The organism is Bacillus sp. DU-106 (assembly GCF_004799705.1).
Classification (GTDB): domain Bacteria; phylum Bacillota; class Bacilli; order Bacillales; family Bacillaceae_G; genus Bacillus_A; species Bacillus_A cereus.
Genome location: NZ_CP026607.1, coordinates 896931 through 909109, shown reverse-complemented (window position 1 = coordinate 909109; position 12179 = coordinate 896931). Strand labels below are relative to the sequence as shown.

Below are 12179 nucleotides of genomic sequence, written 5' to 3'. Positions count from 1 at the left end.
AGAACCAACTGGAAATGGAAACGGCAAGCGAGTATACTCCGCTTGCCGTTTTTTCATAGCTTCGTATGTATTTGAATTCCTTTCGCTTTCTCTTCTTCACCCTTCACACGTACAATTAAATCATATGATCCGGATTTTGGCGCTTCAAAAGAAAGCAAACCTTCTTTTTGAGAAGTGACTTCTTCTTCATAAATGACCTTATCGTCTTTTGTGACTTGCAATAAAATCGTACCTTCTTCAACTGCTGCCTCATAAGGAATTTCCACATTTCCTTTTTCAGCTTTAAGCGTTTGTACATCGTAATACCCCTGCAAAGAACCAATTGTTAAAGTCGTTTCGCCATTTTTTTGAACCTTTGTGACTTTTGTTGCTGTATTACATGCGCTTAACAATACAACAAGAGTGAAAATGAGAAATGAACGAAGCAATTTCATAGAGAGTCCCCCTTCCATTAAATATATTAAGGATAAAATATACAATCTAACATATCATTACAATTATAGTTGAAAAATAAGGAAAATTATATAACAGGAAATGCAACTATAAACAATCACTGACCATTAGTCTACAACCAATCCCACACCCCAACACAAAAGAAAAAAGCACCAGGTCCCCCCTAGTGCTCTCCCTCTAAAACAAATGACAAGCCACTTCATGCCCTTTCGCAATCTCAACCATCTTCGGTACTTCCTGTGCGCATTTTTCAGTGGCGAATTTGCAGCGCGTTCTAAATTTGCAGCCGGACGGTGAGTTGAGGGGGCTTGGAACTTCCCCCTCTAGGATGATCCGTTCTTTGCCTGTGTTTGTTGGATCTAGTTCTGGCATAGATGAGAGTAGTGCTTGTGTGTATGGATGTGCCGGTTTTGTGTATAAGTCTTCGCTGTCGGCAATTTCTACTATGTTTCCTAAGTACATGACTCCGATTCGATCTGATATGTGTCTTACCATCGATAGGTCATGTGCGATGAATAAATATGTGACACCTGTTTCTTCTTGAATGTCTTGCAGCATGTTTACGACTTGCGCTTGGACTGAGACATCTAGTGCTGAGATTGGTTCGTCACATAGGATAAAGTCTGGTTTTACAGATAGTGCGCGCGCGATGCTAATGCGCTGGCGCTGGCCCCCGCTAAATTCGTGCGGGTAGCGATATAAATGTTCTTCTTTTAAGCCTACCTTTTTGAGCAGGTCTAATATGATTTCTTTTTGTTCTTCTTTTTCATAAGATCCATGAATGTTCATTGGCTCACTAATAATTTGGAATACGTTCATTGCCGGGTTTAATGATGCGTATGGATCTTGGAAAATGATTTGCATTCGTTTTCGATATTCTTTTAGTTCACTTTCCTTTAAACTTGCGATATCTTTTCCGTCAAATAAAACGTTACCTGAAGTGACATCGTGTAAGCGAATGATACTTCTTCCTGTCGTTGATTTTCCGCAGCCAGATTCTCCTACTAACCCGAATGTTTCACCTTTTTTAATTGTAAAGCTTAAGTCATCGACTGCTTTTAATTGCTCTGTTTTTCTGCCGAATAGTCCTTTTTTAATAGGAAAATACTTTTTTAAGTTCCGAACTTCAATTAAGTTTTCTTCATGCATGTGAATCACCTACTGTCTTATCGTTTAACCAGCACATGGAACGTCTTTCGTTTCCGATTTCAAAATATGGCGGACGTTCTTTTTCACAAATGTCCATCGCATGCGGGCAACGCTCTGCGAATGGGCAACCTTGTGGCGGGTTTAATAAGTTTGGCGTTACACCTTGAATAGGAGCGAGCCTTTCTTTTACGCCGTTCGCTATTTTTGGCAAAGAGTTTAATAGCCCTTTCGTATATGGATGATTCGGCGATTGGAAAATATCAAGTACAGGTCCTTCTTCCATAATAAGCCCGCCGTACATAACGATAACGCGCGTACAGTTTTGCGCGACGATTCCTAAGTCGTGCGTAATAAGAAGTAACGCCATATTCGTTTCGTTCTTTAAGTTTTTCATTAAATCTAGTATTTGCGCCTGTATCGTTACATCAAGTGCAGTCGTCGGTTCGTCCGCAATAAGAAGGTCTGGGTTACAAGACATCGCCATTGCGATCATAACCCGCTGCTTCATACCACCGCTTAGTTCATGCGGATATTGTTTTACCCTTTCTTCTGTTGACGAAAGGCCAACTTGTTTTAACAAGTTGATCGCGATCTGCTCTGCTTCTTTCTTTTTCACTTTTTGATGACGTATAATTACTTCCGTCATTTGTTTCCCAATTTTTACGACCGGATTTAGCGCTGACATTGGGTCTTGAGAGATAAGTGAAATTTGATTTCCTCTAATAGAACGCAATTCTTTTTCAGATTTAGAAAGTATGTTTTCATTATGAAAAAGGATTTCCCCTTCTTTCACTTTTCCTGGTGACGTAACGAGAGACATAACAGACTTCGCCATTACACTCTTCCCGCTTCCAGATTCCCCAACGATACCGACTACTTCTCCTTTATTTAAGCGAAATGTAACACCGCGAACCGCTTCAACTTCGCCACTTTCTATGAAAAAAGAAGTTTTTAAATTTTTCACTTCTAGTAGTTTTTCAGACACGCTTCTCACTCCTTTCACTTAACACTTTAGTTTTCATGTCCGGCTCCTTTTGGTGCGAAAGCTTTCTTCAATGCTTCACCAATTACGTTAAAACTCAGTACCGTTAAAAGGATAAGGAATCCTGGGAAGAGCGTTAAATACCAAGCTTCACCAATATATCCTTGCGCATTGTTTAGCATGCTGCCCCAAGAAGAATCTGGTTCTCTAATACCTAAACCTAAGAAACTAAGTGATGATTCCATTAAAATCGATGTCGCAATCGTTAATGTCGCGGCGATAATAATGGTTGATAAAATGTTAGGAATGATATGTCTTACAATAATCATAAGTGATTTTTGTCCTGATACTTTTGCGTATAAAACGTACTCACGCTCTTTTACAGATAACGTTTCTGCCCTTACAATACGGGCGGTGTCCATCCATGTTAGTAATCCGATAATAAGAACTAACGTCGTAATTCCTGGTTTTAAATACGCATTTAATAGTAGCATTAAAAAGAATGATGGAATTGACATAAGCACTTCAACAACTCTCATTAAAAAGTTGTCTAACTTTCCGCCAAAATACCCGCTAATTGTTCCAACTGCAGTACCGATTGTAATAGAAACAACCATCGCAAGGAAACCGACCGCAAGCGAAACTCGTCCGCCATATAACGCTCTCGTTAAGTAATCTCTTCCGTAATCATCCGTTCCGAAAGGATGACTCATACTCGGTTCTTGTAAGCGATCTGGAATCGACATTTTGCTAGGATCGTACGGCGATACGAATGCGAATATTGATGCAACCGTTAAAATCGCAAGTATTATAACTCCCATTAGTACAAACTTATTTTTCGTAAAACTACTTTTTATCGTTTGAAATCTCCTATTATTCATTCCAAATCACCCCCTCATTCGAATGCGCGGATCTACTACGCCATATAAAATATCAGCAATTAAGTTACCGAGAATTAACATGAATGATGATAGTAATGTAATTGCCATGATAATCGGATAATCAAATCTAAAAATAGCATTTACCCCAAGTGAACCAAGACCCGGCCATGAAAATACTGTTTCCGTAATGAACGCTCCGCCTACTAAACTTGGAATCGATAATCCGAAAATTGTAATGATCGGTATTAATACATTTCGAAGTACGTGATTAAATAAAACTGTTTTCTTTGAAGCGCCGTACGCATATTGAATTTGTACATATTCTTCTTCTAATTGCTGAATCGTACTTGAACGAATATATCTCATATAAACAGATACGTTTTGGAACGCTAACACCATGCAAGGTAAAATACCGTGTTGCACAATATCCCAGACAGAATCTTTACCTACGGTGCGCATACCCATACTCGGAAGTAGGTTCAATTTTAAAGAGAATAAGTAGACTAATAGTAGTGCAAACCAGAAAACCGGCATAGAAATACCAACGTATGAAATAAAGTTTACAATGCGGTCAAAGAATGAATTCTTTTTCACACCTGTAAATAGTCCAAGTGGTATTGCGATTACGAATGAGACGAGTAAAGATGATCCCATTAATCCAATTGTTGCGGGTAATCTTTCTGCGATAAGATCTAAAACAGGACGATGATTTTGAAGTGAGTAACCAAAGTTCCCTGTTAAAATGGTTTTTAACCATAAAAAATACTGCACGTAAATTGGTTGATCTAGTCCTAAACTTTTGCGAATACGCTCCACATCAATTGGACTCATGTTTGGCGTTACAAAGTTTCGAACAGGATCCCCCGGCGCTAGCTTTATTAATAGAAAAGAAATAATAGAAATAACAAATAAAAGCGGAATTGCATTTAAAAGCCTCTTCGCAATTACTTTATACACAAACTTCCCCCCTCAAGCTAAAGAAGCTGATTTCCACCAGCTTCTTTACTGTTTCTTATTTCACTTCATAAATCTTAGATAGATCTTCAAACATTGTGACAGGAATTGCTTTTGCTTCTTTTAATCCATCAAACTTTTTATCTACTGCAATAACTGCTTTCGGATACGCAATTGGTAGATAAGGTACGTCTTCTCTAGCTGTCTCTTGAATTTTATGGTATAGCTCTGCACGTTTTGTTTTATCTGTTTCAACTGCAGCTTCTTCCCATAACTTATCGAAATCAGCGTTTTTATATCGGGCATAATTGTATTCAGCATTACTTAAGAATAAGCTCTTATATGAATCTGGCTCAGGTCCCATTATGTAACCACCAAATGTAATGTCATATTCTTTATTCTCTTTATCTAAGCCTTTTTCACTTGCCGCACTAGCATCTAATGCATTTAGTTCAACTTCTAAGCCAACTTCTTTTAATTTTTGTTGTGTATAAAGCGCTAAGCTTTCCATGATTTTATTATTCGTTACATACATCACGCGTACTTTTTCTTTATCTTTCACGCCAGCTTTTGCTAATAAATCTTTCGCTTCTTTTTTATCATACTTATACTCTTTAATATCTTTCGCATAATACATAGCGTCTGGCGTTAAGATTGAATTTGCTGGTTCTGCAAATTCACCTGAAACGAATGCTGAGTTAATCATTTCTTTCTTATCTAACGCATGTGCAATTGCTTGGCGCACTTCTTTTTTCTTCATAAGCTCCGTATTCATGTTATAAGATAAGTAGAATAATCTACCTTCAGGGAATGTCACCATTGAGAAGTTCCCAGTGCTATCTAATTTCTTAAAGTCTTGTGGCTCAATCATCTTCATGTTGATTTGACCATTTTGCAGTGAAACATTTGCTGTATTACGGTCTTTTACAACTCGGTATACGATAGAGTCTAATTTAGCTTTCCCACCTACATAATCATCAAATCGATCTAATGCAACGTACTCATCTGATTTATACTCTTTAAACTTAAACGGCCCTGATCCTACAGGCTGTAAGTTTTTCTTACTCTTCGCTAAATCTGCTTCCCCTTCAAATACATGTTTCGGAATTGGGAAGAAATCATTCATCACACCTTCGAAAGATGCGCTTACTTGTGGTAAAACGAATTGAGTTGTTAACTCATCTACCTTTTTCACCTCAAGCGGCTTTCCTTTAAAAATAAAGTTTTCACGACTTGAGCTATTTTGCTTTTCATCCAAAATAGATTGGAATGTAAATGCTATATCGTCTGATGTAATTTTCTTACCATCATGCCATTTCAAATTATCTTTTAACTTCAGTGTCCAAGTTAATTGATCTTCTGAAGGCGTAAAGCTCTCAGCAAGAACAAACTTTTTCTTACCGTTTTCCATATGATATAGCGGCGCATATAAAGCTTGCTGCACAGTTAATGACACACGATCATTCGCATAAAGCGGATTCATCGTATCTGGATTATCGCTAACACCAATCGTTAACGTTCCTCCATCTTTCGGAGTCCCTGATTTACTAGTTCCTGCTTGCTTCGAAGAATCTTTTTCCCCAGAACAAGCCGCTAATGCAATAAGTAGTATTAGAACAAATGGTAATGCAAATAACTTCTGTTTCATCTTTCGGCCCCCTCAAACTAGTTATACCCATAAGAAAACTCGGAATTAATCCCGAGTTTTCTTATAAGTTTTAAATTACCACTACCTGTATGTAAAGTCAAACTTTTTTGTAAAACTAGAAAGTTTGAAATCTATTAATGTATTCTTGCGATAAACTATATTTATAAGGATGATAAAATAAAAAAACCTCGAATAGATGGCCTCTTAAAATGAATAAAAAAACTAGAAACTTACAGAAAACACCTCTAAAATGATTGTTATATATGACCGAAAATATAGAATGGGATTAAAGACAAAAACACATTTAGGAGGTTATCATGACATTTGATGAATTGAAAAAAAACAAACCAACAACCTCATGGGTTGAGTCTGATGAAGATGGAGAATTTTTCACTGAAGAAAATATAAGTACAACAAATACAGTTCTTGACACTTACATTAACAATTTACAGCGATTAGGAGAGAATCCAACCGAAGTCGAAGTAATGCAAGTTGTTAAAGAGGTAGTTATTAAATTAAATGAATTAAATATCGAACATGACCATTTTATTGAAACAATGGAAAGAGAAGATCTCTATGAATTTATCGATACAGCAGCACGAATAGCTGGTCTAGAACCTGAAGAAGATATAACAGAAGAATGGCGTGAATGGTAAAAAGTTGCATCTCTAATAATTAGAGGTGCAACTTTTTTCATATACCAATCGAATGAATGATTTGATGTCCGCGCAGAATTCATATATTTCAACATAATATTAAAAGGCTTCAATTATAAATACTAGCACACCCATCCCGACAAAAAAGACCACCAAAAGGCAGTCTCAAAACTCAATCTTATTCCCTACTCCTTGCTCCACCGCTTTCTCATACAAATACTTCGCAACGATAATATCTACTACCGCCAAACCAACTGATTTGAAAATAGTAATCTCTTCATCATTTTCGCGCCCAGCTTTTTCTCCGCTTATAATTTGACCAAGTTCAGCGTGAATGGCGTTTGCTTTGAATAGACCTTCTTTTATCGGAACTTGAAGGTCTCCTGTTTCGTCTAGTGCTGCTTCTTTTGATTCGACTACTACTTTGTTTGCTTTAGCTATGGCATGTGAGGGTAGTTCTTGCATGCTCGGTCTGAATGAGCCGACGGCGTTTACGTGGACGCCTTTTTGCAAGATTTCTGAGAAGACTGGTGTGGATGCATTCGTAGTTGTGACGATAATGTCTGCCTCACGTATTGCTTCATTTGGATCCCTGTAAACGTAAGCTGGTTTTCCAAATTTCTCTTGTATATATTGCGCAAATGCATACGCTTTTTCTTCTGTGCGATTGTATAAGATAACTTTTTCGATATCTCTAACCGTAAATATTGCTTCGGCAATTCCTTTCGCTTGTTCACCCGTGCCGATAATGCATAAAGTTTTTGCGTTATGACGAGCTAAATATTTTGTCGCTACTCCTGATAAGGCGCCCGTTCGGATCATCGTTAAGTACGATCCTTCTAGAAGTGCGAGCGGTTCTCCCGTTTGAAAGTCTGATAGCATCACAATCCCATTGATCGTTTTCTTTCCTATCTGTTTATTTTGCGGGACTACCGTTACTATTTTTACTCCAAGTGCCTCAAGTCCTTCCGCTACTGAAGGCATAATTAATGCCGTATTTTGCTCGTTCGCAAATGGTAATGAGCCTCTTATTGGTGTAATCGTTCTTTCTGCGGAAAATTCTTTTAAAGCAAGCGCCGCGTATTCAATAACTTCATTCATATTTACTAAGTTTCTTTGTTCGTTCGCGCTTATGACAAGCATATCTTTCCACCCCCTCCTCTTATCCTAACAAAAATCCTCGATTCAAATCATCTCTCGGATCTACAACGAACTGATGAAATCCTGTAATAAAGGCATTCCCCGTTACTTTTGGAACGAAAGCTTCATATGTATCTACTGCGGTTACGGATAATACTTCTCCCTGGAATTTCCCATCAGTAATGCATTCATGGATGAATACTTCTCCTTTTTGCAAGGTAGCTTTTTCAAAAAGAGTTGCGATTCTCGCTGAAGTTCCTGTACCGCAAGGAGAACGGTCTACTTGCCCATCAGCAAAAATCGTTACATTTCGTAGCGTAGCACCTTTGTCTTTCGGTTCATCTGAAAAGATAACGCCGTATATTCCTTTCAATCCTTCTTCAAGTGGATGTTTCACTTCCATTTTGCTCTCTATATAATGTTTAATTTTACCGCCCCACATTTGAATAGCAGATAAATCTTTGAAATCAACTTTCAAACCAAATTCTTTACAATCTACTACAGCGTAAAATGCTCCTCCAAACGCGATATCTACTTGAAATTCATAGTTATCTATTTTAATAGGAACGTCCTTTTTGTATACAAAGGACGGGACATTTTCAAATGATACAGATTCTACTTCACTCCCGTTATATGTTGCATACGCAATAACTTCTCCGGCTGGGCTATCAATAATGAACTTTTGTTTTTCACCCTTTACTTCAAACATGCCTGTTTCAATTCCAACTGTAATAACAGCGATAATACCGTGACCACACATCGTACTCCAGCCTTCATTGTGCATAAACAATACGCCAAAATCAGCGTGAGCACTTGCAGGCGGGGTAATAATACAACCATACATCCCGTGATGCCCCCTCGGTTCATACATCAGAACTTCACGAAGGTAATCCAAATGTTCCATGCAGTAGACGCGTCTTTCCAGCTGCGTTTCCCCTTTTATTTCTGGCACACCACCCGTAATAATTCGAAGCGGCTCCCCAGCTACGTGTGCATCAATCGTTGTATATATTTTACTAACCTTCATTTCTATCTCTCCCCTATACGTTGATACTATTTCCAACGCAAGTATCATGCCAAATCGTATAGCATTACTTTTTTCAAATCCCCTCAGTAATGTGTATTCTTTTTTCAACAAATTCATATACAACTGTCTACTTTTTTATACACGGCTTGGATGTTACGTTATAAAACACCTCGATAACTTTGCAATTCCTCTCGTACACACATGTAGGATTCCTTTTACCATTATTATTTTCAATGTAAAGTTACTTCGCTCCCCAACATATACTGTTCAAAAGCAAAAAGGAAGTGATCCCATGTATTACGGAACAAAGGGCTGGTACGTAGCTGAACTAAAAAAATTAGGTGTGCGCTATCATGAAGGAAGAAAACTAGAAAGTTACCGCGGACACATATTACGCAATTTATTAATCGCACAACAAGAAAAATTAAAAGAACAGTAACATTCTAATGTAACGATATCGGCGATTCGCCATGGAATATCGACTTACCGACAAATTCCGCTAATTCATCTATCTACACCACCAACCAATCACACATCAAACTACAATAGAAAAAGGTCACCCAAACGGGTGACCTTCCTTTCTTATTCACAAACAAGAATTTGTCTAGTAAATGATCCTTTTCTTGTAATACAGCGATCTGTAATTTCAAATCCTGCTTCATGGATCATGTCATCCATTGTTTCCATCGTGACAACGACTACTTTTTTCGCGATGCGGCGTGCACTTGAAAGAATGGAGAGCTGGTCTTCTGGTGTGGCATGCGTAAATAGGTCGTACGGCATATCGATAATGGCAACGTCGTAGTTCTCAGTAATTTCCTCGATTGGTCCTTTTGTTACTGTTCCTTCAAATCCGAAATGTGCGATGTTTTTTCTCGTTCCAAGAACTACAAGTGGATTTATATCTCTACCAACGATGTTAATCCCCATAGAAAGTGCTTCTACTACTACTGTTCCAATACCGCAGCACGGGTCAATTGCTCGTACTCCTTCTGGATTTGGTACAGCGATATTTGCAACCGATCTCGCAACACGTGTGCTAAGTGATGTCGAATAACTATGCGGTTTTTTTATGTGATGATACCAAACTGGTTCGCTTTCTACATAGTGCCCGAAGTACCAGCGTCCTCCAAGAGGAACGATCCCGAATACACGCTCTGGATTACGAACATCCGCTTCTCCTTCAATATGCATGCCAAGGTCTCGTTCAATAAGACGTCTTTCTCCATATTCAATTTTATTTTCTCCAACGAGGTCATTGATTTTAACGAAGATAACTTTAAACGACGCCCCCGCCAAATCAATTTGTTCCACTTGTTTTAAAATGCTTTCTAAGTCGTCCCCTTCATACATAACCTCAACGCGCTCTTTCATAAACGCACTTCTACTCGGGTCAATCTTGACATCACTTTTTAAAATATTAACGTGGGACTCCATTCCAAAGAACGAGCGCATTTCCAAGTAACATAAAGCACGCTCCTCCTCACGAAATGCATACGTATATATACAGGCAGGTGTTTTACTATGATTATTCAATCTATTATCATCCTCTATCGTTTAAAATTGTTATGATTACAATTACTCAAATACTTTTCTTTTGTATATAAAATTAAATGATATCATATGCCGGAAATAAAGAGAAACGTTAATAAATAAAAGAGACTGCCAATGGCAATCTCTTATTATTTATTAACGGAAAGAAGACACGTTGTTACCCATTTCTTCATAGTAATCTAAAATGCCTTGATAAATCGCTTCCGCTGCACGTTGTCTCCATTCTTCAGTAGCTAGTTTTTCACCTTCACCTTTAGCATCGATGAAACCTAGTTCAGCTAAAATAGCAGGCATTGTATTGTATTTCACTACATAGAAGTTTTCTGTCTTTACACCTCTATCATTTGATTGAAGTGCTTGTACTAAACGTTTTTGTACTTTTTCTGCTAGTACACGGCTTTCTTCTGAGTTTGGATTTGTTGCCGATCTGTAGTAGAACGTTTCTGTTCCTTCTACTTGTTCATTAAACCCGTTTGCATGAATACTTACGAAAATATCACCTTTATTTTCTTGTGCAAATTCTACACGTTTTTTCAAAGATTCACCAGGAGTATTTCCCGGACGCGTATCATCATTACGTGTTAATAAAACAGTAAATGGTGTCTTTTGTTCAAATAGTTTTTGTACACGTAAAGATGTATCTAATACAATAGCACTTTCATCCATTTTCACACCAGAATGCCCTGGATCAACTCCACCATGACCTGGATCAATGATAATCGCTTTTCCTTCTAAGAAATTCCCTTGCTTCACTGGATTTAATTGATTTTTATTAACCCATTGGAAACCAGCGCCCATGCGGATACGAATCCAGCTGCCGTTCTCTTCAATAACAGTTACTTGCTGTGCGTTATGTGTTCCCATTACTTTTGACGAAGAAGAAGCTTCTGCATAAGTAGTGAATCCTTCATTAATAACTTCTGTTTTCTCTACTAAAGGTGTCCATTTATCACCGTTACTTGTTGCAATTTTGATCCATCCATCTCGTTCTTCTTTAATTTCTACCGTTTGTGGATTATGCTGATTCGCACTAATCCCAGAACTTAATGATGGTGCGTGATATGTAATGAATTTTCTATCTATGTACATTTTCTTTGTTTCTACTGGACGATCACTATTCTTGCTAAATTTATCTGTTTGCGCAGTAAGCTGAGCTGCTTGTTCACGCGTAATAGAATCATTCGGTTTCCAGCCATTCTCTGTACCTAAAGAAAGTTTTAATTCTACTAAAATATTAACTTCTTCTTTACCCCAATGATTCTCTAAATCAGCGAATTTTGTAGGAACTGGTCCTGTTACTTTGCTTTTCAGATTATATGCTCTTACAAGCATAGCTGCCATTTCAGCACGAGTTACTTTTCCTTCAGGATCAAATACTCCTGGTTCTCGTCCCTTAATAATATTCTCTTTTTCCATGGCTGCAATAAATGAAGCTGCCCAACTATTTTTTGCATCATCATAAGACGGCTTTGCATTTGGATCTACTTTAGCACCAATTGCTGTTGCGATAATCTTTGCTGCCTGGGCACGTGTTAAATTTCCGTATGGCATAAAGTTACCATCTGGCATACCGTTAATTACATTTCTCTCTACTAAATAATAAATTGCGTCTTTCGACCACGCACTATCTGAAACATCAGGAAATTTCTTCGTTTCTGCTAAACTACTAATTGGATGTGCTAGTAAATTTGCTGCTAATAAACCTGCGGCTATTGCTTTGTACTTCATGAAAAAT

12 protein-coding genes are annotated in these 12179 nt (G+C 37.9%); 2 read left to right on the top strand and 10 right to left on the bottom strand.

Features of this window, described 5'->3' with window-relative positions; genetic code table 11:
* Positions 1–53: 53 nt before the first annotated feature.
* The 6 genes from C3Y97_RS04740 to C3Y97_RS04715 form a co-directional block, all read right to left on the bottom strand.
* Positions 54–434 carry a BA_1872 family lipoprotein gene (locus tag C3Y97_RS04740; protein ID WP_000771854.1) on the bottom strand — a complete coding sequence of 127 codons (381 nt, stop codon included), beginning with the start codon at positions 432–434 and terminating at the stop codon, positions 54–56.
* Positions 435–630: 196 nt separating this feature from the next.
* Positions 631–1602 carry an ABC transporter ATP-binding protein gene (locus C3Y97_RS04735; RefSeq protein WP_000544123.1) on the bottom strand — a complete coding sequence of 324 codons (972 nt, stop codon included), beginning with the start codon at positions 1600–1602 and terminating at the stop codon, positions 631–633.
* Entirely contained in the window at positions 1595–2587 is a 993-nt protein-coding gene (locus C3Y97_RS04730; protein WP_136363085.1) for an ABC transporter ATP-binding protein, read from the bottom strand. Before C3Y97_RS04730 ends, C3Y97_RS04735 begins: the two co-directional genes overlap by 8 nt.
* A 26-nt stretch (positions 2588–2613) precedes the next feature.
* Positions 2614–3465, bottom strand: coding sequence for an ABC transporter permease (locus C3Y97_RS04725; protein WP_001065302.1), 852 nt, complete (start codon positions 3463–3465; stop codon positions 2614–2616).
* Positions 3466–3471: 6 nt separating this feature from the next.
* Positions 3472–4422, bottom strand: coding sequence for an ABC transporter permease (locus C3Y97_RS04720; protein WP_000278785.1), 951 nt, complete (start codon positions 4420–4422; stop codon positions 3472–3474).
* 55 nt (positions 4423–4477) lie between these two features.
* Positions 4478–6067, bottom strand: a complete 1590-nt coding sequence (locus C3Y97_RS04715) for an ABC transporter substrate-binding protein (RefSeq protein WP_136363083.1) — start codon at positions 6065–6067, stop codon at positions 4478–4480.
* Between the two features lie 317 nt (positions 6068–6384).
* Here C3Y97_RS04715 and C3Y97_RS04710 point away from each other — a divergent pair, with 317 nt between their 5' ends.
* Positions 6385–6723: a hypothetical protein gene (locus C3Y97_RS04710; RefSeq protein ID WP_000141769.1), complete on the top strand. Its 339-nt coding sequence runs from the start codon at positions 6385–6387 to the stop codon at positions 6721–6723.
* Positions 6724–6888: 165 nt separating this feature from the next.
* On the opposite strand, the gene C3Y97_RS04705 is transcribed toward C3Y97_RS04710, so the two are convergent.
* Positions 6889–7866: an ornithine cyclodeaminase family protein gene (locus C3Y97_RS04705; RefSeq protein WP_136363081.1), complete on the bottom strand. Its 978-nt coding sequence runs from the start codon at positions 7864–7866 to the stop codon at positions 6889–6891.
* 19 nt (positions 7867–7885) lie between these two features.
* Positions 7886–8890: a proline racemase family protein gene (locus C3Y97_RS04700; RefSeq protein WP_136363079.1), complete on the bottom strand. Its 1005-nt coding sequence runs from the start codon at positions 8888–8890 to the stop codon at positions 7886–7888.
* Between the two features lie 208 nt (positions 8891–9098).
* Here C3Y97_RS04700 and C3Y97_RS04695 point away from each other — a divergent pair, with 208 nt between their 5' ends.
* Positions 9099–9329: a YflJ family protein gene (locus C3Y97_RS04695; RefSeq protein ID WP_100655457.1), complete on the top strand. Its 231-nt coding sequence runs from the start codon at positions 9099–9101 to the stop codon at positions 9327–9329.
* Positions 9330–9472: 143 nt separating this feature from the next.
* Here C3Y97_RS04695 and C3Y97_RS04690 read toward each other — a convergent pair whose 3' ends face one another.
* Together C3Y97_RS04690 and C3Y97_RS04685 are read right to left on the bottom strand one after the other, a co-directional pair.
* On the bottom strand, positions 9473–10426 hold the full coding sequence (locus C3Y97_RS04690) for a TRM11 family SAM-dependent methyltransferase (protein WP_001059320.1): 954 nt from the start codon (positions 10424–10426) through the stop codon (positions 9473–9475).
* A 153-nt stretch (positions 10427–10579) separates the two neighbouring features.
* The gene (locus tag C3Y97_RS04685; protein WP_000875327.1) at positions 10580–12172 is read right to left on the bottom strand and encodes an N-acetylmuramoyl-L-alanine amidase; all 1593 of its coding nucleotides are present in this window, start codon (positions 12170–12172) and stop codon (positions 10580–10582) included.
* Positions 12173–12179 lie beyond the last annotated feature (7 nt).